Source organism: Pedobacter sp. ok626 (assembly GCF_900100435.1).
GTDB lineage: Bacteria > Bacteroidota > Bacteroidia > Sphingobacteriales > Sphingobacteriaceae > Pedobacter.
The window spans coordinates 194,749-217,650 of sequence record NZ_FNEX01000001.1; the positions used below are offsets into that span (position 1 = coordinate 194,749).

Sequence of the window (22,902 nt, forward strand, 5' to 3'; positions counted from 1 at the left end):
AAAAACAGTTACGAAAAGGGCCTTAATGTCCATTTGGTGGCCGGTGAAAAACCGCAGAAGTGTTAGCGCACCTCTGCGGAAATAGCTTGGGTCAACCCTTCCCGGAAAGCCGGGATAAATCTATATCAACCGATTCACGAATTAGCCCAAACCAATCAAAAGTATGAAATTAAATGCTTTTAACCTAGGCGTGCCCAAACTGTGGCTGCCACCCAAATTATTATTGATTATGAAGTTGACCATTTTCATATTGATCACATCATTGGCACATGTTTTTGCCAGTTCTTTTGGTCAGAATGTAAATCTGGAACAAAAGAATGTACCACTTAAGGTTGTCCTGAATGCAATAGAAGCACAAACCGGGTATGTATTTTTGAGCCGGGATTATGACCTGAACAAACCGAAAGTAAGTGTTACGCTTAAAAATTCGAATATTGAAGACGCCATTAAAACCGTCCTTAAAGGACTCCCTGTTAATTACAAAATTGTAGATAATAACATTATCCTTTCCAAGAAGGAGGCTACGTTGCTGGATAAAATAAGTAGTTATCTGGCTACAGTAGAAATCAATGGAAAAGTAGTCGATGAAAAGGGGATACCCCTGCCTGGTGCATCTGTAAATGTAAAAGGTACTAAAATAACGGCAACTACTGATAAAGATGGTCGTTATAGCATTAAGTTGCCGGAGGGAAATCTGACGCTGGTCTACTCTTACATAGGCTTTATCAGTCAGGAGATTAAAGTAGGAGATGGAGACAAGGTACTGAATGTAACGCTAAAAGAAAGTGATCAGTCATTGGATGAGTTGGTTATTCTTGGTTTCGGACAAACACAGAAAAAAGTAGCGCAAACCGGTTCTTCTGTTTCTATTGGTTTAAAAGAATTGAAACAAAGTCCTACCGCAAATATTACCAATGCGTTGGCAGGAAGATTACCGGGGCTTACGGCAATACAAATTAGTGGTGAGCCGGGCAATGATAAATCACAACTGCTTATCCGTGGACGTGCAACAATGAACGGTCAGGAACCTTTGATCACTATTGATGGGGTAAAGAAAGATTATAGTGCTATCGCTTTGTTGGATGTAAATGAAATTGACAACATTACCATACTAAAGGATGCATCGGCCACTGCATTGTACGGTGTTAAAGGAGCAAATGGTGTGATCATTGTAACTACACGCAGAGGTAAGCAAGGAAAGCCAGAAGTTTCAGCAAGCGTACAACGTGCGGTGCAGACATCAATTCGTCTGCCTGAATATCTGGACTCCTATAATTATGCGGTTTTGGCCAATGAGGCTTACCTCAATGATCACCCGGGTGGAACAGCGCCTTATAATGCAGCGGCATTAGAAGGGTATCGTTCCGGATCGGATCCTTATAAATATCCGAATGTTGACTGGTTGGATGAAATGATGAAGCCGGCAATGCAAACTCAGGCCAATTTTAATATTGGCGGTGGCGGGCAACAATCCCGTTACTTTGTTAACGTTGGCTATACGGATCAGGGAGGGATATATAAAACGGAGAAAGATCCTAAATATGATCCAACTTCAAGTTTTAAACGCTATAATTTCCGTTCTAATATCGACATCGATTTTGATGATAACTTTTCTATGGCCTTAAATTTATTTGGCGCTATAGAAAACAAAAGAGATCCCAATGTTTCTGTTGCTGATCTTTTCTGGACCTTAAACCAGGTTCCTCCAAATGCTTTTCCTGTAAAATACCCAACCGGAAGCTACGGTGAAAGATTGTTTCTTAACCCAGCCAGGTTATTAAACCAGACTGGTTTCCGTGAGTCTTTCAATTCTTCTTTATCAGGAATGTTATCCTTAACCAGGAAATTGAATTTTATCACTCCAGGACTTACACTTAAAGGTAATTACTCTTTTGATGGCTATTTCCAGAATGACTTTAAAAGGTCTAAATCTGTAATGACTGCCGAGTACAAAGGTTCAGGTGATTATAATGATCCTGCTAATTATACTTACAGGGGCAATGATGTTCCGCTTTCTGCACCTAGTTCGGCTTACAATCAAAAAAGGGACGTGTGGATGGATGTATCTTTAAATTATGCAAAGCAGTATAAAGATCATGGATTTACAGGATTGTTACTCATAAATCGTGCCCAGGAAGTAAGAGGAAATCAAGTCCCTTTTGTATCACAAGGTATTGTATCGAGGTTAACTTATAACTATAAATCCAAATATTTTGCAGAGTTTAATGCAGGTTATAATGGAACAGATAACTTCTCTAAAGATAAGCGTTATGGATTTTTTCCTGCATTTTCAGCAGGTTGGGTTGCTTCTGAAGAGTCATTCTTAAAAGGGAATTCTGTTATAGATTTCTTAAAAATAAGAGGTTCATATGGATTAACCGGAAATGACCAGATAGATGGACGAAGATGGTTATTTAGTTCTGAATACATCAGAAGTGGAAGTAATGGTTATTTATATGGAGACCAGCTTGTTGGAGTGGAAGGTATTTACGAGGGTGCAATGTCTAATCCAGCTGTTACCTGGGAAACGGCAAAGAAAGGAAATATAGGTGTGGAACTGAAGCTGTTGAAAGATCTTTTTTCTGTAACTGCTGATTTCTTTATAGAAAAACGTAATGATATTCTTATTCTGCGTTCATCAGTACCATCCATGATCGGTATGACTGGAAAGGATTTGCCGCCTGCGAATATGGGTAAAGTAGATAACAAGGGATTTGAAGTGGAACTGTCTCACCGCAACAGGTTCAATAATGGAGGCTACTTTTTGAGCGGTAATTTTGCGCTGGCAAAGAATAAAATCATTTTTATGGATGAGGAGCGTAGGGAATTTGATTATCAATATCAAACAGGACATCCATTGGGGCAAATTTTTCTTTTACAGGCGGATCGCTTTTTCAGAGATGAAATGGACATCAGGGTTAGTCCTGCACAATATGGAAAGTTAATTCCAGGTGATGTAAAATATAAAGATTTGAATAACGATGGTGTCATTAATGACAATGACATGGGACCTATGGGTAGAAGCAATATTCCTGAAATTACTTTTGGTCTTTCTGGTGGGCTGAATTGGAAGAATTTCGATATCAGTTTCCTTTTTCAAGGTGCTGCAAACAGCAGTAGGACCCTTGTTGGAGGAATGTCATGGGAGTTTTATGAAGGCGGAAAGGTACGAACTCAACATTTGGACAGATGGACCCCTGAGACTGCAAGTACAGCAACATGGCCGGCACTTCACTATGGCGGGAATAGCAACAACCACCGTATGTCGTCACTGTATCTGGAAGATAACAGTTATATCCGCTTAAAAAATTTAGAGATAGGTTATACTTTCAAAAATATCCAGCTGACAAAAAAAGCTCATTTATCTACTTTCCGCATCTACGGAAATGGAATGAATTTGTATACCTGGACAAAAGCACAACCTATGTTTGACCCGGAATATTGGCAACCCAATACTATTGGTAATGTATACCCGGCTCAGCGCATCATCAACTTTGGTGCTTCTCTTAGTTTCTAACCCTCTAACTTAATTGTCACATGAAATTTAAAATAATAGTGATTTGCATGCTGGGAGTAATCACATTTTCCGGATGTAAGAAATTTGACGAATACCTGGATAAAGCTGAGACTGGGGGCTTATCAGAAACAGAGGTTTTTGGCGATTATGTACAAACAGAACGCTATCTGGCGAATGTATATGCTCAATTATTAAATGACTGGATGCCTTCAAATAGTTTCACCTATGCAGCAGCTTCTGATGAAGCTAAGTGCCCGGTTTCGTATTTTAATGGCCCACAGGTATTTACCCGAGGGCTGATTAGTCCCAATCACAATCCGATTGATGCCTGGGCATCACTGTATGCCGCTATTCGTAAAGTTAACCGCTTTATTGAAAAGATAGATGCTGTTCCGGTAAAGAATGCTACACAAGTAACTGGAAAAAGCCGCATGAAAGGTGAAGCCTATTTTTTAAGAGCCTATTTTTATGCTGAATTGCATAAACGTTATGGGACAGTCCCGATAGTAGACCGGGTTTTACAGATTAGCGATAACTTGAATATTCCAAGGAATTCTGAAGAAGAGCTGGTGCGTTTTATTGTAGACGATTGTAATGAGGCCTCTGCTATTTTACCTACTGTTCATACCTCAGCAAATATTGGAAGAGCTACTAAAGGAGCTGCCATGATGTTGAAAGCTCGTGTGTTACTCTATGCTGCGAGTTTATTACATAATCCAACTTCGGATGTTCAGAAATGGCAACGGGCTGCTGATGCCGCTGAGGAGGTGATGAAGCTTAATTTGTATCAGGTTGACGGAGATTATGCTGGACTGTTTCATAAAAGAACTGCCGCTAACATCATATTTCAATCTACACTTAACAATACGAGCTGGGTTAAACAGATGTTTGTACCTAGTCAGGGCGGTTCAGGTTGGATTCAGCCATTGCAAAATTTAGTTGATGATTATGAAATGTCAAATGGGTTAAAGCCCGATGAAACTGGATCGGGGTATGATGCAAATAAACCTTATGCCAATCGTGATCCAAGATTTGCGGCCTCTATAATTTACAATGGAAGTAAATGGAGAGAAAATACCATTGAAACTTTTGTAAATGGTTTAGATGGACTGGTTTCGGAAGAAGGTGCAAAAACACTGACCGGCTATTACCTGCGTAAGCTCCTGGACGAGAATGGAAGTTTGACTCCTGACAACAAACCGGGTGATCATTTTTGGGTTTATATGCGTTACGAAGAAACGCTGCTGAACTTTGCCGAAGCTAAGAATGAGGCATTAACAAATCCGGATAACAGCGTTTATGATGCTGTGAATGCTGTGCGTACGCGGGTTGGCATTAATATGCCGGCTTTACCTGCTGGTCTCACAAAAATACAAATGAGAGAAAGGATCAGAAGGGAGAGGAGGGTTGAACTGGCTTTTGAAGGATTCCGTTTTTGGGATATCAAGAGATGGCGTATCGGAAAAAGTGTGATGCGTGAAGCCAGAGGAATGCGTGCGTTAAATCAAGGTGGAGGGAATTTTTCTTATACACCGTTCCTTATTGAATCACGCATTTATGAGGATGCTTTTGATCTGTATCCAATTCCTCAGTCGGAGCGCAATAAAAATACTGCGCTGGATCAAAATAATGGTTACAACTAATGTTTAAGCTATTTAAAATGAAAAAACATAAAGTAATAAGTGCCATTTTTTATGGCTTTGTGCTGCTCCTTCAATTGGGATTGGCCTCATGTAAAGAAGAGTTTTTCCAGCAAATTGATGATTCATACATCCATGATATAAATACACCTTTTGTTATCAATAATTTTTCTCCACTGGAAGGGAGTGAAGCTAGTGAAGTGGTGATCAATGGTAATAATTTTAGCAGTAAAGTATCAGACATTAGTGTAAAGATTAATGGAAAGTCTGTAGTGGTTATGGGCTCAAGTCAGAGACGTATCATTGTTAAAATCCCAGCAGCTTTAGGCTCCGGGATAATTGAAATTACGATAGCCGGAAAAACAGTTAATACTACAGAACCTTTTATCTATACTTTAAAAAGAACCGTTAGTACATTAGCCGGCTCTGGTGTTGCAGGTTTTGCAGATGGAGCTGCTGCTGTTGCGCAGTTCGATTTCAGGAGTAATGCGGGGATGGATATCGATTCTAAGGGGAACCTTTACGTAGCAGATATTTTTAACAATTGTATCCGTAAAATTACCCCTGCCGGTGTGGTGAGTACTTTTATCGGTAAACCAGGCGTGGAAGGGTATGTAAATGGAAATAAAGATGTCGCGCTGTTTAACCACCCGATGGATGTAGCAGTGGATAAAGATGATAACCTTTATGTTGCTGATGCATGGAACTGGGCCGTACGTAAGGTTACTCCTGATGGTGTGGTGAGTTCTATCCGTGGACAAGCATTTGCCTTCCCGCAAGGACTTGCAATAAATAAGAGTACAGGAGTAATTTTTATTAGCAGTGCATTAGCTGCAAATTATCACGGCGGGAAAATCTATGAATTTTCTGCTTCGGGGGTATTAAGTGAGCGTGGGGTGGACGTACCAATTTTCTCAGGAGGAATGGCTGTTGATAGCAAGGGCAACCTGATTATTGCTGATAATGTGAGCTCGGTCATCTATAGTGTAAATACTACGACATGGGTTCGTACCCCAATTGCCGGTTCGTGGGGAGAAGCAGGTCTGGTAGATGGAATAGCTGCAGTTGCACGGTTTGACCACCCCTGGGGCGTTGCTGTGGATGCAAAAGATAATATTTATGTCGCAGGTTGCGGGCATAGGTTTGAGGGACCGAATATTTCGGCTTCAGCCTCCAATATCAGAATGATCGAAGCGGGAACAAACAAAGTTTCAACTATCGCCGGGAGTGATACACAAGGCTTTACCAACGGTTTAGGAGGAGTAGCCAGGTTTGCAGTGCCTACCGGTATTGCTATCGGATCGGATGGTGCCATTTATGTATTGGATAAAGGAAATCACCGAATTAGAAAAATCGTATCAGAATAAGTAGTTCAATTTAATTTAACTAATTATGAATACTGGATCACACATGAATAAGGGGCGCTTTGCGCTCCTTACACTAAGTTTTTTTGCTTTTATTTTTGCTGGCTGTCAGAAATTTATCACAGAGATGCCAGTCAAAGATATTGGCAGGGCTGATCAGCCCATGTTACTTAATGGTGTTGAAGATGGGATGCCCATAGGGATCTACATCGCTCCTCCATTTGAGTTTACAACAAACCTGCAATATGGTGCGATTAGTGAAGCGAATATCGATGTGATACAAGATATCGCCGGCTGGATTTCACCGGTTGATAAGCTGACTATGCTGGATATGGCGGATAGCCACGGTTTAAAAATGGTTGTTGCAGACAATAGAGTAAATGGTACTAATGCAGACATTACGGCTATGGTTAATACCTATATCAACCATCCTGCATTGGCCGGTTATTACGTGAAGGATGAACCAACAGTTAGTCAGCTTCAGGATGCGGCCAATCGCTATCAAAAGCTATTGACGCTTGACAATAACCATGACCCTCATGTAAATCTATTTCCTAGTTACGCTACAGGAGCTTTGGGAAGTATCAACTATGAGCTGGATTATGTTGAAAACTGGATTCAGAAAGTGGTTGCTGCAAACCTGAGGTATCTGGCAATGGACAATTATCCTTTCCTATTAAATGGAACGTTTAGGGATGTCCCCTATTTTCATGATCTGGATGTCATCAGGCGCGTTGGTTTAAAATATAACATCAAAACTTCTGGTTACCTCCAATCTATAGGCAACTCAACAGATTTGAGAAGGCCAAACGCAAACGAATTGAGATATAGTGCTTATTCGCACCTGGCTTATGGAATAAAAAAGCCGGTTTGGTTTAGTTACTGGACGCCAACAGGAGGAGCAGAAACTTTTACCAATGGAATAATAGACGCTGCGGGAAATAAGACCGATTTGTACATTCCTTTTAAAGCTTTAAACTTTGAAATGAAGCAGCTGGGGAAAACATTGGTTAAACTAAATGCGAATGCTGTTTACCATACCGGAACAACAATTCCGACTGGTACGGTCAGACCTGCGGCAAATTTTATCTGGCAGGCCCAGAATGCTGCGCAGTCTATGATCATCACTCAATTTATAGATCCCCTTGCAGGTAAGGAATACATCATGGTGGTCAATAAATCCTTTACAGCTAGTAATACCTTTAGCTTTACAACGGCAAACCAGGTGTCCAATGTCAAAGTTATCTCTAAAGTTACAGGCCTGGAAGAAGCCACAAATTTTGCTGTGGCCAGCCATTCGCTTTCGGATACTTTCCTGCCAGGTGAAGGCAAATTGTATGTCCTGGAAAAAGCGGCCTATACAACTACTGTAAGTACTTTCGCAGGATCAGGAATCACTGGTTTTGTGAATGGGCAGGGTACTGCTGCTAAGTTTAATTTCGTAACCAATGCGGGGATTACTACTGATAACAATGGTAATGCATACGTAGCTGACATCAATAATCATTGCATCCGAAAGATTACTCCAGCAGGTCTGGTGAGCACCTTCGCTGGTAATCCTGGTGTAGCCGGAAATGTCAACGGAGTAGGTACAGCAGCTTTATTTGATCATCCTTCGGCTGTAGTCGCTGATGCGAATAACAACATTTATGTAGCAGATACCTGGAACTGGGCACTTCGTAAAATCACGCCTACAGGTACGGTAACAACTATACTTGGTTGGGTAATACCCTTTCCGCAGGGAATTACGATTGATAAAAATACGGGTAAGTTTTACCTTGTGAGCGCCTTGCCTTCAGCTAGCAACAATAAGCTTTTTGAAGTTAGCCCTGCCGGAGCAATGACTACAAGAACCTTGAGCGTACCTGTAATCTCCGGAGGAATTGCAATGGATAGTCAGGGAAATCTTGTAATCGCTGACAATGGTAGCTCGAATGTTTATAAGGTGAATACCAGCAACTGGTCTGTTACACAAATTGCGGGTCTGGCCGGTACGACCGGACAGGCGGATGGTGTTGGACTTAGCGCAAGATTTGAACATCCATGGGGTATCGCCGTTGATGCCAGCGACAATATTTATGTTGCAGGCTGCGGTCATTTATTTGATGCGCCAACGATTGCTCCGGATGCGTCAAATATCAGGAGGATTGAAGCGGGGACTAATAAAGTGACCACTATTGCCGGCACTGCTGTGCAAGGCTATCTGGACGGATCGGGTACTGTCGCAAAATTTACTGTTCCTACAGGAATTACTGTTGCTCCTGGTGGCACTATTTATATCGTGGATAAAGCCAATCACCGCATCAGAAAAATTGTATCACCCTAAAATTTGCTTTCTGCTCTTCTTCTGAAGGGTAGAAAGCTTTTGTATATCACACATCTAAACATCACACAAATGGACAGATCGATTAAAATATCTTTAGTATGTGCTTGTATGCTCATACTTACAAGTATCTATAGCTGTAGTAAAGCACAAACCGAAAAAATAAAGACTGAGCCGGTTAAACCACCGGTTGCTGAAGTAAAAGACGAGATGATGATCGGTATCTATGTGTCGCCGGGAATAGGTTACATTACTGACCATCATTTTAAAAACATCAGGGATGCGAATGTTGACCTTATACAAGACATATCTTTAAGTTATTCACAGGCTAATAAGCTATCAATGCTGAATATGGCCGCTGCCCATCAATTGAAAATGTTTGTAGGAGATCAACGGGTTAATGGCACAGATGCAGAGATGGCCGCGATGGTGAATGCTTACAAAAATCATCCGGCAACATCCGGGTATTATATCAAGGATGAACCCCTTGTGCCTGATTTGCCGGATGCTGCTGCCAGATATAAAAAGCTGATTAACCTCGATCCCGAAAAGGTGCCGCATGTTAACCTTCTCCCCAGCTATGCAACCGGGGCTTTAGCGAATGTGGAGTATGAAAAGGAATATGTAGAGAAGTGGATAGCGCAAGTAGGGGCGGTTAACCTTAAATATCTTTCATTTGATAATTATCCTTTTATGAAAGACGGAAGTTTAAGGGAAATTCCTTACTACAAAGACCTGGACCTCTTCAGGCGAATAGGATTGAAATACAAAATCAGAACCTCTTCTTATTTGCAATCCATAGGCAGCTCTATTGGTTTAAGAAGACCAGATGCCAATGAACTTCGCTACAGTGCATTTACGAATCTGGCTTATGGCATTAAACTGCCGGTATGGTTTACCTATTGGACCCCAATTGGTTCAACGGAACAATTTACCAATGCTATAGTAGATGTGGAAGGAAATAAGACTGATCTCTACGATCCGTTTACAGTGATTAACGCTGAAATGAAACAACTGGGTAAAACTTTGATCAAGCTGGATGCAATAGATGTTTATCATGTTGGACTTGCCATCCCTGCCGGTACCAGGAGAACACCCTCAGATTTTATCTGGAAAGCAGAAAATGAAAATGAGCCTATGCTGATTACTCATTTTGTGAATCCTGCGAATAACCGAACTTACATTATGGTGGTGAATAAATCTTTAACTGAAAGTAAGTCTTTCACCTTTAAAACAGGTAATGCGCTTACAAACGTTAAAGGAATTTCTAAAGTGGATGGATTGGAAATAACCATTGACTACAAGGTCGCAGACCATAAATTAACAGATAGTTTTTTACCTGGTGAAGGTAAATTGTATGCGATTTACAAATAATGATACTGGTTTTACACATAATCTGTTAGGATATGAATGCATTAAAAATATTATTGATGGCCGTTTTGATTTGTTTTATAAACAGCGATGCGGGAGCACAGGAGCAGTTGCAACAATTTTCAATCGTTCCTGAGCCGGAACTGGTAAAGGTCATGCCTGGAAACTTCATACCTAATAGCGCTACAGTTATCTCATATGAGGATAAAAATAGCCAGCTGAAATTCATTGCGGATCAGCTCTCAGCAAAATTAAAATCCCATACGGGTGGTAAATTACCTTTAAGGACGTTACCAGGTGTTCCTGGTAAAAACCAGATTGTATTTAAACTCTCAGATAAACTGCCGGGGATGGGTGCTGAGGGGTATACCTTAGATATTAATTCCAGTGGTATTGTCATCACAGCAAAGCAGCCCCAGGGGTGTTTTTATGGCATGCAGACTCTATTACAATTGTTACCTGTAAATCATGGGGATGTAGTCGCCATTCCTGCACTCCACATTCAAGATCAACCTCGGTTTAGTTGGAGAGGAGCTATGCTGGACGTGTCCAGACATTTTTTTACCGTTGAGCAGGTGAAAAAATACATTGATTTTCTGGCTGCTTATAAGCTCAACACTTTTCACTGGCATTTAACTGATAACCAGGGCTGGCGGATAGAGATCAAAAAATATCCCTTGTTGACATCAGTAGGGGCATGGCGGAAAAGAAGTCTGATCGGACATTTTGAAGAGCAGCCGGAACGTTTCGATGCTGTCCCGCATGGTGGATTTTATACGCAGGCAGAGATTAAAGATATTGTGGCGTATGCACAGCAAAAATACATCACCGTTGTTCCCGAAATAGACCTTCCAGGGCATTGTACCTCGGCACTTGCAGGTTATCCGGAATTGGGTTGTGGCGAAAATCCTGGGCCTTTTGAAGTGAAGGATAAATGGGGCGTATTTGATGATGTATACTGTGCCGGCAAAGAAAATACCTTTAAATTTCTGGAAGATGTGTTTACGGAAGTGGCTGCGCTTTTCCCCGGAAAGGTCATTCATATTGGTGGCGATGAATGTCGCAAAACGAACTGGAAAAGTTGTACATATTGCCAGGCACGTATGGAAAAGGAGGGGCTGAAAGATGAACACGAATTACAGGGTTATTTTATCAATCGTATAGCTCAGATACTTAAGGCTAAAAACAAAAGGGTGATTGGCTGGGATGAGATTCTGGAAGGAAAGGAGCTCGCCACCGATGCAATCGTAATGTCCTGGAGAGGTACAACGGGAGGTGTGATGGCAGCAAAAAAACATCATGATGTGGTGATGACGCCAACCACCTACCTTTATCTGGATTATTACCAGGGTGCACCTTATCTTGAGCCACTTACTATTGACGGCTTTAATACCCTTGAGCGTGTGTATAGTTATGAGCCGATCCCATCAGAACTAAATGGTGACGAAGCTAAATATATTAAAGGTTTACAGGGGAATATCTGGACAGAGTTTATACCGGATTTTAATCATTTGCAATACATGGCCTTCCCCCGCCTTGCCGCCCTGGCGGAGGTAGCATGGTCTTCTCCGGAAAAAAAGAACTGGGAGAGATTTAAGGGCAAAATGGAAAGGGAGTACAACCGTTACGAGGCTTTAGGGATCAATTATTCCAAGAGTGCTTACCAGGTCGGTTTTGAAATGGTTAGCGGAGCCAGGACTCAAAAGCCTCAGATGGTGTTAAAAACACAAAGCTATAATCCTGAAATCTATTATAGCCTGGATGGCACAGATCCTGATCAAAAATCCATTAGGTATATCGGGCCATTTAATGTGAATCCTGACGCGAAAATTAAGGCTGCGACTTTTAAAAACGGAGTGCAGATCGGAAAAACTACTGAGTACACGGTAAAGTAACTGGGAATCATCAGAAATAGACATACTAATGAAAAACGTTAAATATGGTTTAATCGTTCTAGCTTTTTTTGCGTTTAATGGCATCATAAAGGCACAGGACAGAATTGTCGCCATAAACCTTCATTGTGATCAAAAGGAAAGCCCTGTGGGCATCGCAAACTCTAATCCTGAATTCAGATGGGAGATCGGTGCTACGCAGCGGTCATTCCTACAAAGGGCCTTTCAGGTACAGGTGTTTAGCAAGGCCAAAAACGCTGAGTCAGGGAAGGCGGACCTCTGGGATTCACAAAAAATGAATGCTGGTTCTGCTATGTCCGTAGTTTACAGAGGAGAACCACTTGTGTCTGGCAAGCGGTATTATTGGCGTGTAAGAATTTGGTCTGCAAATGGTAAACCATCCGAATGGAGCAGGCCAACATCTTTCTCTACCGGTATTTTAAACGTAAAAGAATGGGATAAAAGCCACTGGATCGCTTACCAGGTGCTGGAGGATTCTATGAAGGTTGTTCCTGGATTACATGGTAATGGAGAATCACTGGGCAAAAAGGCTGTTCAGCCTGCCGTTGTTCCTTACTTCCGAAGGCTCTTTAATGTACAAAAGCCGATTGCTGAAGCTTATGTATTTGTTTCCGGACTGGGGCACTACGAGCTGCAGTTGAATGGTAAAAAAGTAGGAGATGACTTTCTTGCTCCCGGCTGGACCAACTATGCTAAAACTAATCTTTATAATACATATGATGTAACTGCTGCGCTGGTTTCAGGAAAAAATGCATTGGGAGCGATAGTAGGACCCGGCTTTATGTATGTGAACCGCGAACGTTACCGTAAAATGGCGAGGGCCGAAGGTTTCCCTATGCTGAGGTTGAAACTGCTGATCCGTTATAAGGATGGCAGTAGCGGGGAGGTTGTGACCGATGGTAGCTGGAAAACAAGTCCATCGCCCATTGTATTCAGTAGCATCTATGGCGGTGAAGATTATAATGCGGGCCTTGAACAACCCGGTTGGGATAGCGCTGGATTTAATGATCAGCACTGGAAAAAGGTAGTTTTACTGGCCGGTTTAGGGGGGGCGATGAAGGCAGAAACCAGCTATCCATTAAAGGTGATGCAAACCTTTGAGCCGCAAACGATCAGGAAAATAACCGAGAGCAGCTACTTATATGATTTTGGTCAGAACACCTCTGGTATTATTCGGCTGAAAGTTAAGGGAAAAAAGGGAGACCGGGTCCGGATTATTCCTGCGGAAATCTTGACCGTTCAGGGAATGCCGGATCAGAAGGCATCGGGAAGTCCCTATTATTTCGATTATACCCTTAAAGGCGGTACCGAAGAAATATGGGGGCCTCGTTTTAGCTATTACGGATTCAGATATGCCTTGATTGAGGGCGGAGTTCCAGCGGGTCAGTCTGGAATGTCAGACAAACCTTTAATACAGGGGCTTCAAATGCTTCATACCCGTAACAGCCTTCCGGAGGTAGGTACATTTAGCTGCTCTAATACCTTATTCAATCAAACTTTTAAGCTGATCGATTGGGCGATGAAGAGTAACATGAGTCATGTAAGCACCGACTGTCCACACCGAGAGAAACTGGGATGGCTGGAACAGACACATTTAGTCGGAGGCTCATTAAAATATAACTATGATATTCAGCTCTTTTACAATAAAATCATAGACGATATGGCTGAATCACAGCTGTCTTCGGGCCTGGTGCCGGATATTGTTCCTGAATATGTTGTATTTGATGATGGTTTCAGGGATTCTCCGGAATGGGGTAGTGCTGCTATTATTATACCCTGGTATTTATATAAATGGTATGGTGATAAAAAAGCAATTGAAAAGGCTTACCCGATGATGAAACGTTATCTTAGTTACCTGGAAAGTAAAGCTGAAGCCCATATTTTGTCACACGGTTTGGGTGATTGGTTTGACCTTGGTCCAAAAGAGCCGGGAGAATCACAGCTTACGCCTAAATCCTTAACTGCGACCGCTACCTTTTACTATGACGCAGATTTACTTGGCCAGATTGCAAATGTTTTGGGAAAAACAGAAGATGCAAAAGGTTACAGGAAACTGGCGGGGAGTATTAAAAAAGCGTTCAATAAAAAGTTCTTCCAGCCGGAAACAGGTATTTATTCAACTGGTAGCCAGACCTCCTATGCCATGGCGCTGTATATGGGGCTGGTAGACGAATCCTTCAAGGAAAAGGTATTTGCTAATTTGAAATCATCTATACAGCAAAGCGGTTATGCGCTTACAGCGGGCGACATTGGATATCGTTATCTGATCAGGGTATTGGAAGAGGGAGGAGCGTCACAGCTGCTGTACCAAATGAACAACAGGGATGATGTTCCAGGCTATGGTTATCAGATCCGAAGCGGTGCGACTGCATTAACGGAATCCTGGCCTGCACTGAAAAATGTCTCCAATAACCACATGATGCTGGGCCATTTAATGGAATGGTTTTATAGCGGCCTGGCAGGAATAAAACAGCAGGAGGGGGACATTGGCTTTAGCAAGATTTTGATAGAGCCGCAGTTTGTAGAAGGGATAGAATGGTTGAAAGCAAGTTATAAGGCCGTTAGTGGCCGTATTGCGGTCGACTGGAAGGTGGAGCAACGTAAAGTGTTATTGCAGGTAACCATCCCTGCAAATACAGAAGCCTTAATTGTTTTGCCGATTTCTGATACGAAGCTGTCAAAGCTGAATCAACACCCCTTAGATCAGCGCAAAGAATTTAGGAAAGCGTATATTGAAAAGGGTAAATTGAAAATTGTTTTGGGTTCTGGAACCTACTTATTAGACTGGGTAAAATAATTTCTGATCATGATAAAAAAAAATCTGCTGTTGCTATTCATAGTGTTGGTTTTTGGAATACGAAGTGCTTTTTCGGTAGTTCCGAAAAGTAGCATGCAGCCTGAGAATTTACGTTGCGAGTATTTGAATAATCCCATTGGACTGGATGAATTGATCCCTCGTTTAAACTGGACTTATAAAGCTGTAAATCCAGCTGCCTATGGACAGAAGCAAACAGCTTACCGCATTATAGTGGCTTCTGACATGCAGCTGCTGAATCAGAACAGAGGCGACGAATGGGATTCTGGCTGGATTGCTTCTGATCAGATGCAACAAATAGAGTATAAGGGGAAGGGACTGCGGTCAGATCGTTATTATTATTGGAAGGTAGCTGCCAAAGATGAAAAAGGAATTGTTTCCGGATGGAGTAAAACTGCATATTGGGTAACAGGATTACTTCAGCAGAAAGATTGGAAAGCCAAATGGGTCGGAACAGATCAGCTATTTGATCCCTCACAAAAGGACTGCAACATTTCCGATCCCTGGTTGAGAAAAACTTTTAGCTTAAAGCTGAAACCCGAAAAGGCTGTGATATTCCTCGCCTCGGTAGGGTACCATGAGTTATATGTGAACGGAAAGAAAATTAGCAATGATGTTCTTGCTCCCGCAGTAACGGATCATACCAAACGTGCACGTTATGTGGCTTATGATATTGCGGCTGCGTTGGAGCCAGGGAAAAATGTAATTGGCATTTGGTTAGGAACGTCCTGGTCGATATTTGGCCCCTATGTAAAACCCGGGAGGCCAAACACCCCAATAGTGATCGCGCAATTGGCTATTTATAATAAAAAAAATGCTGGTGCGGAAACCAAACCTGTCATGGTTGTTCAAACCGACGAAAGCTGGAAAACACATGAAAGTCCGAATAAATTATTGGGAACCTGGGATTTTGCTAAAATGGGTGGTGAGCTTTGGGACGCGAATAAAGAGGTTCCCGATTGGAATACGGTAACCTGCGATGAAACAAGCTGGAATAAAGCAGTCATTTATCAGCCTGACTTGATTTTGTCTGCACAAAACGTTGAACCGAACCGCGTATTTGACCAGATCAAAAGTGTTGGTATTGAGGCCAGGCCGGATGGTTCATATAGGGTGGATATGGGCGTTAATTTTGCCGGCTGGACGGAAGTTGATCTGATGGGAAATAAGGGTGATAGAATAGAATTTGAATATTCTGAAAGAGCGCAAGCTGACCAGACTTTCAACCTGCATAGTGCCTATATCATTGGTGAAAGCGGTAAGGGGACTTTTCGTAATCGTTTTAATTATAGTTCCGGTAGGTGGATCACCATCCATGGATTGAAATATAAACCTCGTTTAAGTGATGTGAGGGGGTGGATGGTAAGAACGAATTTTCAGACGGCTACCAGTTTTGAATGTTCGGATACGCTGCAAAACTGGATTTATAATAAAGTACGGTGGACCTTTGAAAATCTGGCTATTGGCGGTTTTGTAGTCGATTGTCCACAACGTGAAAGACTGGGGTATGGAGGTGATGCACACGCTACCTGTGAAACGGGAATGTACAATTACAAATTGGGCGCATTTTACACTAAATGGATGCAGGACTGGCGAGATGTACAAGGGACGGAATCCATTGTGGGCAATATGTACGATCCGAAGTTCGCCAGAACAGATGTTATGAGTGGCAGAATATTTAATAACGGAATTTTGCCGCATACTGCTCCGACTTACTCCGGGGGCGGGGGACCGGCATGGGGTGGCATTGTAGTTTCCTTGCCTTGGTTTGTTTACCAGCATGAGGGAGACCAGCGCATTCTGGAAAGAAATTTTGAGCTGATAAAGGGATGGTTGGCTTTCCTCGACTTACACACCAAAGATGATATATTACAACGATTTGGTGGTAGCTGGGATTTTTTGGGTGATTGGCTATGGCCAGGTGCCACGGCAGCGGGAATGAACAATGATAAAGAGGAGACCCTTTGTTTAAATAATAGTTATAGGGTATTTAATTTACGTACAGCGGCAAAAATTGCGCGGGTAATTGGTAAAAATGAAGAGGCTGGGCGTTGGGAAAAGCAAGCGGAGCGATGCAAGGCTGCTATCCATTCCAGATTTTACCGGGCTACTGATCAAAGTTATGCAGATGGCTCTATGTCTAACCTTGCAGCTGCGTTGCTGGCAGAGATACCTCCCGCAGATTTAAGGGCCGGGGTGATGAAAAGATTGGAAAAAGATATTCTGGTGTTACATAAGGGGCATATCAATGTCGGAATTACCGGAGGAGCGATTCTGTTTAAATTGTTGCGTCAGGAAGGAAGGGATGATCTGATTTATTCGATGACCTCACAAAAGGATTATCCGGGTTGGGGGTATATGAAGGCGAATGGTGCGACGACGATTTGGGAAATGTGGGAAAAGGATCTCCCCGGACATTCCCTGCTGCATAGTTCTTACCTCTATCCTGGTGCCTGGTATGTGGAGGGGGTAGCTGGTATTCAAAGAGACCCCGGGTCGCCCGGCTTTCAAAAATTTCTAATTAAACTCCCAGCTTTAAAAGCCTCTTCTTTATCCTGGGCTAAAGCATCCTTTGATTCCCCCGCAGGTTTAATTAAGACTTCCTGGGAAAGAAAAGGTAGGGATTTAAATCTGGAGCTGAGCGTTCCGCCGAACTGCACCGCAGTTATTCAGTTGGCAGAAAATGATGTCAAAAACAGTATTAAAGAAAGTGATCACCTGAAAATTAAAGGCTTTAAAGATGGCTATGGCTTGTTGGAAGTCAGCAGCGGTCGGCATAATTTAAGGCTAAAATCTATTGACCGCTCTGGTTTTTCGCCATACTAAAACTTACACTTTGGGTTGAGGGGAAGTCTGGAATAGATTGTTTTCGCTCTCTGATCCGGACTTCCCCTAATTATTATCTGTTTCACGGTTGCTTGGAAAGTACAGCCGTCCCCGGTCCGGTTCCAAACGGACTGGTAGAGTTAATTGTTATTGTCTTTTCATCAGTACTTAAGGTGAGTGTTGAATTTGGAGCTGGTTTTACTTCTTCCGTAAGGGTGCCAGCGGCATTAGCTTTGGTCCACATCACTGTGCAGTTCCAGGTAGTTGCCGTTTTTTTAACAATATTATAGATATAGTCACTTCCAATAGAAATCAAATTTCTATCCAATGCATTTCTCCAGCCATATTCAGGTTTTGCTGTAGGAGTGATCGAATTGAAGGAGAAATGCGCTGCATTTCCTTTGAATACAATAGTTCCTGCTGAGTTCTGCCAAAATCCGTTGAATGGATGGCAATCATTTAGTATTCCAACAGTTTTGAAATCCAGTTGATTACCGTAATAGGTCTCGCCTGTTGTCGTAATGGCGAAGGCACGAACGTAATATTTAACACAACCTTCAATCGGCGTAGCACCAACGCTGGTAGACATATTGGTGGTGCCGGGGAGTATTGTACCCGAATTTTTTGTATTTGAAGTAGTTGGATTTTGGTTTGTACTCCAACAGATTCCCCAGTTTCTCATTGTAGCAGTCCCAGCGGCCTGTATTTTAACAAAAACATTAATGCCAGAATATTCAATACTGACTGTGGTTAAAGTTAGTGTTCCATCTGCTGTTCCAGGTATTTCTTCTTCGGCGGGAGGCACAGATTTATTCTTTTTACAAGAATTCAGGACAAAGGTTAATGCGAGAAAGAAAAGCAATAGCTTTAATTTAAATAGGTTTTTCATAAGGATGGCTTTTAGTTTTCAAAAGTAAGGCGGCTTTTTTTAGCAGTAAATACCTAGAAATGGGTATTTTTTGATGAGTTCTCGATTCAGTTTTTCGGCAGCAGATATGTCATTTTATAAAGTATTCAAATCAATTCTGAGTTAGGGATGTTTTTTTAATACTAAATGTGAAAATTATGGGATATCATGAATGGAAATCATGCATTGATGCATGCCTGGAATGTGCGGCAGTCTGCAACCACTGCGCTAGCTCCTGCACCAAAGAAGAAGATGTTAAAATGATGGCTGCTTGTATTGATCTGGATATGCAATGCGCCACGGTTTGTTATGCTGCTGCTCAATTGATGAGCTTGGGAAGTCTCCAGGCTAAAGATATATGCAGGATTTGTGCAGAACTCTGTGATGCCTGCGGAATTGAATGTGGTAAGCACAATACCGAGCATTGCGAAGAATGTGCAGAGGCCTGTCTGCGTTGCGCAGAAGAATGTAGAAAAATGGCTGCTTAATCAAAAACTAATATTATGGAAAATCAAATTCTTGAACTTGAAAAAAGGTATTGGAAAGCGATGGAAACTCGCGATTTTGATACTGTAAAAAAACTTACCCGCTTCCCCTGCATCGTAGCAGGAAAAGATGGGGTAAGGAGTGTGGATGAAGCTTCTTTCAAAAAAATGTTTGATTCTGGAGCAGGAAGTCAAATGAAAGTTCTCAATATCTCTGATGCTGAAAGCGACATCATAGATGAAAGGACAGCCACTTTAGCCTACCTTATAGAATTAGAATATGAGGTGAAAGATCAGAAATCTTCAGGGAAATGCGCATGTACATCAACCTGGGTTAAGGAGAATGGAAATTGGATCTGTGCTATGCATACAGAATCTGAATTAAGAAAATAATTTACAGGATGTATGCTCCTTCATTAAGCCCTCCGAATGACACCCAGAATTACAGATATAATGGCGATGACGATCAGGATGTGAATGATTCCGCCGGTATAAAAACCGCCAAAAAAACTGATGGCCCAAATGAGAACCAAAATGACTGCGATGGCATAAAGTAGATTTCCCATGATATTTTATTTTATAGGTTAAGATGTCACTTTATAACGCATGGGGGATGGTTTTGTTTTTTATTTTGTAATTAAGTCATCAGGGTAAATGATCTTGCAGAGGAAACAATATTTCTGTTTGCCTGTTCTTTTTAATAATAAAACTTAAAATTTAACGGATGTGGCATTGATGTTACCAGTTAATCGAGAACCAGCTTATTATTATGGAACTAGTGGCTTATTGTTGCCTGTACCTAATAAATTTTTTTATCCTGAAGAATTTAAAGGCAAAAGCCGGCTTTGTTTTTATGGTTCGATGATGAACAGTATCGAAGTGAACAGTTCATTTTATAAAGTACCTATGGCATCCACTGTAGCTAAATGGGCTGCAGAAGTACCAAAAGAATTTAGATTTACCTTTAAACTCTCCAGGGAGATTACCCATAATAAAGGCTTAGCATTTGACACTGAAGCCGTAAAACGTTTTATAGGGATCATAGATTTGGTAGGCGACAAAAAGGGCTGTTTGTTGGTGCAGTTCCCAGCCAGTGTCCGGATCTCTCAATTTAAACAGCTGGCTTTATTGGTAAATACGTTGCGTGAATCTGATCCAAATGGTGATTGGAATATTGCATTGGAGTTTAGGCATACTTCGCTATATGTAGATCTGGTTTATAAGTTATTAGAAGATGCTGGGTTGGGTATCGTGATCCATGATAAAGCGCCAGCAGCTACGCCAATGCTGGAAACGGAACTTCCTTTTGTTTACTTGCGCTTTCATGGTCCGGATGGGAGCTATAGAGGGAGCTATGAGGATGAGGTTTTAAATGAGTACGCTGGTTACATCCGGGACTGGATGTCGGAGGGAAAAACAGTTTATTGTTATTTCAATAATACTATGGGTAAGGCCTTAGCGAACTTATTTACATTGAAGGACAAAGTCGTAGGGTAAGGTTATTTCTCACTCTCCCAACTCTTCCTGCATCCACTTATTCCATTTGGTTTGTTGTTTTAGTCTAAGCCCGTGTGCAGTTTCCTCGTCGTACCTGGTATTAGATTCGCGTTCACTGCTTAGAAGTTCGAAGAATTTTTTTCGTACTTCTTCTTTCCAATTGACAGTGAAATTAAAAGCAGACATAGTTTTTTCGATATTGCTGCCACAGATGTACGCAAGGTAAAAATGTCCCTGCTCATGCATCAACATTTGTGAAACGTCTTTCATGTGTACCCGCTCGGTATCCCAATAGCTTTCTTCTGGCCGTGGCTCTATCTTGGTTTTTACGAAGACTTGGTACTTGTTGTTGCTTTTTTCGATGACCGTATCTATCTTATAATAAATCCTGTATTTGAAATAAATGGGGAACCTAGCATTGCGAGGTACAGGTGCCCGAAAATCACTTATGGTGAGTAGGGGGACGTCCTTCAATTTTTTTTGTGCACAAACAGTTTTAGTTCCCAACGCACTGATAAGGATGGGAAGTAGGACGCGGAAAAATATTTTCATATTGAAAGCTGGAGGTTAGATACTCTTCTTAAATTTCCAAACAAATGAGCGAGTTTTCTTATGATTCTCATCACGGATTGTTAATTTACTACCTTGTTTAACTGGCTTTACAGAGATGTATAATGGTTTAACCACTATACTATAACCTGCATAATTTTTGTATCCAGCAATATCTTCCGGCAGGCTTGGATCTGATTTTACATTCAGACTAAACTTAAAAAGATATTCTCCTTCATTTCTTAATTTATGAGTTAGAGCACTTATATCATATAAGCAAAATGTTTCACCTTTAGATAGAAAAAGCACATTTTGATTGTTGCGTGCCTTGAGTGGTGGTATAGTGGTAGCTATACTATCTCCGTATTCTTTTTTTCGATAGAACAGCTTGTTCCAATTTTCCGATTGAAAATTTGTTTTTTGATACACAGCCAATCCGCCCTTAGAACCCGTTGACCTAAGTATTAAATTATAAGCTCCATCGTTTAATTTATAGACTGAGAGTGTATCCCTATTTTGATAATAGAACCCATTTAACATGTTTGGAATAAAATAATTCTGGCCGCCGGTGTTTTTATAATATATAACTGTAAGTTCAATTCGTGACTATTCAGATTTTTTAACAACGTGTCAACTAAGATAATTCTCGCATCTATTGGCATTTGAGCGATTGAATCCTGTATCCACATAAACACAGCTAAGAAAAAGATGATGCATACTTTCATAATAAATCTATTCTAATCCTGAACTAAAATTTCCTTCTGCACTAATTTTAACCTTTTCATTTCTAACTATTTTGGTTGTAAAATAGATACTTTATTTTTTTAAATATTTATCCAAATTATCTAGTACTAATATTTTAAAATCATCTCTTGCCTTTGACTTATCATCTGCTTTTAAGTCTTTTTCAAAAAGACTATTACCATATCCATTCACCACACCAACTAATACCAATTGGCAATTGTTGTCCTGCCAATTACTGTTTCCACCGCTAAAAAAGTACCGAATTACCGGGTATTTTTTCTCGTCAGGTCTGTACAACTTAAAATATAAGCTATCGACCAAACTATCATCTTCATTCCCCACTGATTCACCATTAACGCTTACACGTTCAGGAGGTCCAGGAAAGGGATTTGGCACAACATTCTGGGGATTATCTTTTTCCAAAAGCTTCAAAGCATTATAAACATCCGCTTTGCTTGCATCAATATTATATCTGGCTATATTCCCATGAGTTCCAGCTGTAGCAATGAAACTAAAGCAAGCTAATAGCATGATAAATAGCCGTAAATACTTGAACGATACATCGTCGCGGAATGTTAACCTTCCTTTATATTTATAACTGATTGGAATTACAAGCAAAGCATAGAGATCTGTCATGTCGATTGTCCTTTCTATTTGATATAAATTCAAATTGTTCCAATAAATGATTATTGGCGTAGCTAGGTCTGATTTCCAGATAACGAATAATACGATTGTTAATACATATACAGCTTTTTTAGCACGGAAAATATGCGAAAAGAAAATTGGGAAAATAAATAATCCGGCAATATCACTAAGTTTTCCTGTGATCTGATTGTGGAAAGCCTGTTTGAGGTAGAAGTCGTTTATCAACAATAATAGGAGCCCAAAAATAAAATAAACAGAAGTAAATATATCGCGTTTCGATTTGTCGATTGAATTTAGACCTTCCAT

General features: G+C 41.2%; 16 protein-coding genes. 11 read left to right on the top strand and 5 right to left on the bottom strand.

Going from position 1 to position 22,902, the window contains the following annotated elements; all coding sequences use genetic code 11:
• Positions 1-163: 163 nt before the first annotated feature.
• From BLS35_RS00680 to BLS35_RS00715, 8 genes are all read left to right on the top strand, one after another.
• Positions 164-3,517 carry a TonB-dependent receptor gene (locus tag BLS35_RS00680; RefSeq protein ID WP_090776858.1) on the top strand — a complete coding sequence of 1,118 codons (3,354 nt, stop codon included), beginning with the start codon at positions 164-166 and terminating at the stop codon, positions 3,515-3,517.
• A 20-nt stretch (positions 3,518-3,537) separates the two neighbouring features.
• The gene (locus BLS35_RS00685) at positions 3,538-5,160 is read left to right on the top strand and encodes a RagB/SusD family nutrient uptake outer membrane protein (protein WP_090776859.1); all 1,623 of its coding nucleotides are present in this window, start codon (positions 3,538-3,540) and stop codon (positions 5,158-5,160) included.
• A gap of 17 nt (positions 5,161-5,177) precedes the next feature.
• A complete protein-coding gene (locus tag BLS35_RS00690) occupies positions 5,178-6,524 on the top strand; it encodes an IPT/TIG domain-containing protein (RefSeq protein WP_165973192.1) in 1,347 nt (448 codons plus the stop codon).
• 25 nt (positions 6,525-6,549) lie between these two features.
• Positions 6,550-8,847 (top strand): hypothetical protein, encoded by a 2,298-nt coding sequence (locus tag BLS35_RS00695; protein WP_090776861.1) that lies wholly within the window; start codon positions 6,550-6,552, stop codon positions 8,845-8,847.
• Between the two features lie 69 nt (positions 8,848-8,916).
• Positions 8,917-10,218: a hypothetical protein gene (locus BLS35_RS00700; protein ID WP_132225903.1), complete on the top strand. Its 1,302-nt coding sequence runs from the start codon at positions 8,917-8,919 to the stop codon at positions 10,216-10,218.
• A 32-nt stretch (positions 10,219-10,250) separates the two neighbouring features.
• Entirely contained in the window at positions 10,251-12,110 is a 1,860-nt protein-coding gene (locus BLS35_RS00705; protein ID WP_090776863.1) for a beta-N-acetylhexosaminidase, read from the top strand.
• A 28-nt stretch (positions 12,111-12,138) separates the two neighbouring features.
• Positions 12,139-14,925, top strand: a complete 2,787-nt coding sequence (locus tag BLS35_RS00710) for an alpha-L-rhamnosidase (RefSeq protein WP_090776864.1) — start codon at positions 12,139-12,141, stop codon at positions 14,923-14,925.
• Between the two features lie 9 nt (positions 14,926-14,934).
• Positions 14,935-17,769 (top strand): family 78 glycoside hydrolase catalytic domain, encoded by a 2,835-nt coding sequence (locus BLS35_RS00715; RefSeq protein ID WP_090776865.1) that lies wholly within the window; start codon positions 14,935-14,937, stop codon positions 17,767-17,769.
• Between the two features lie 82 nt (positions 17,770-17,851).
• Here the strand turns inward: BLS35_RS00715 and BLS35_RS00720 are convergent, their stop codons facing one another.
• Positions 17,852-18,658 carry a hypothetical protein gene (locus BLS35_RS00720; RefSeq protein ID WP_090776866.1) on the bottom strand — a complete coding sequence of 269 codons (807 nt, stop codon included), beginning with the start codon at positions 18,656-18,658 and terminating at the stop codon, positions 17,852-17,854.
• A 176-nt stretch (positions 18,659-18,834) separates the two neighbouring features.
• Here BLS35_RS00720 and BLS35_RS00725 point away from each other — a divergent pair, with 176 nt between their 5' ends.
• Positions 18,835-19,164: a four-helix bundle copper-binding protein gene (locus tag BLS35_RS00725; protein WP_090776867.1), complete on the top strand. Its 330-nt coding sequence runs from the start codon at positions 18,835-18,837 to the stop codon at positions 19,162-19,164.
• A 15-nt stretch (positions 19,165-19,179) separates the two neighbouring features.
• Positions 19,180-19,554, top strand: a complete 375-nt coding sequence (locus BLS35_RS00730; protein WP_090776868.1) for a nuclear transport factor 2 family protein — start codon at positions 19,180-19,182, stop codon at positions 19,552-19,554.
• Positions 19,555-19,577: 23 nt separating this feature from the next.
• Here BLS35_RS00730 and BLS35_RS27460 read toward each other — a convergent pair whose 3' ends face one another.
• The gene (locus tag BLS35_RS27460) at positions 19,578-19,727 is read right to left on the bottom strand and encodes a lmo0937 family membrane protein (RefSeq protein ID WP_132225902.1); all 150 of its coding nucleotides are present in this window, start codon (positions 19,725-19,727) and stop codon (positions 19,578-19,580) included.
• A 169-nt stretch (positions 19,728-19,896) separates the two neighbouring features.
• Here BLS35_RS27460 and BLS35_RS00735 point away from each other — a divergent pair, with 169 nt between their 5' ends.
• Positions 19,897-20,658 (top strand): DUF72 domain-containing protein, encoded by a 762-nt coding sequence (locus BLS35_RS00735; protein ID WP_090776869.1) that lies wholly within the window; start codon positions 19,897-19,899, stop codon positions 20,656-20,658.
• Positions 20,659-20,667: 9 nt separating this feature from the next.
• Here the strand turns inward: BLS35_RS00735 and BLS35_RS00740 are convergent, their stop codons facing one another.
• From BLS35_RS00740 to BLS35_RS00755, 3 genes are all read right to left on the bottom strand, one after another.
• A complete protein-coding gene (locus BLS35_RS00740; protein WP_090776870.1) occupies positions 20,668-21,210 on the bottom strand; it encodes a DUF922 domain-containing protein in 543 nt (180 codons plus the stop codon).
• A gap of 15 nt (positions 21,211-21,225) precedes the next feature.
• Positions 21,226-21,747 carry a hypothetical protein gene (locus BLS35_RS00745; RefSeq protein ID WP_090776871.1) on the bottom strand — a complete coding sequence of 174 codons (522 nt, stop codon included), beginning with the start codon at positions 21,745-21,747 and terminating at the stop codon, positions 21,226-21,228.
• Between the two features lie 276 nt (positions 21,748-22,023).
• Entirely contained in the window at positions 22,024-22,902 is an 879-nt protein-coding gene (locus BLS35_RS00755) for a hypothetical protein (RefSeq protein WP_090776873.1), read from the bottom strand.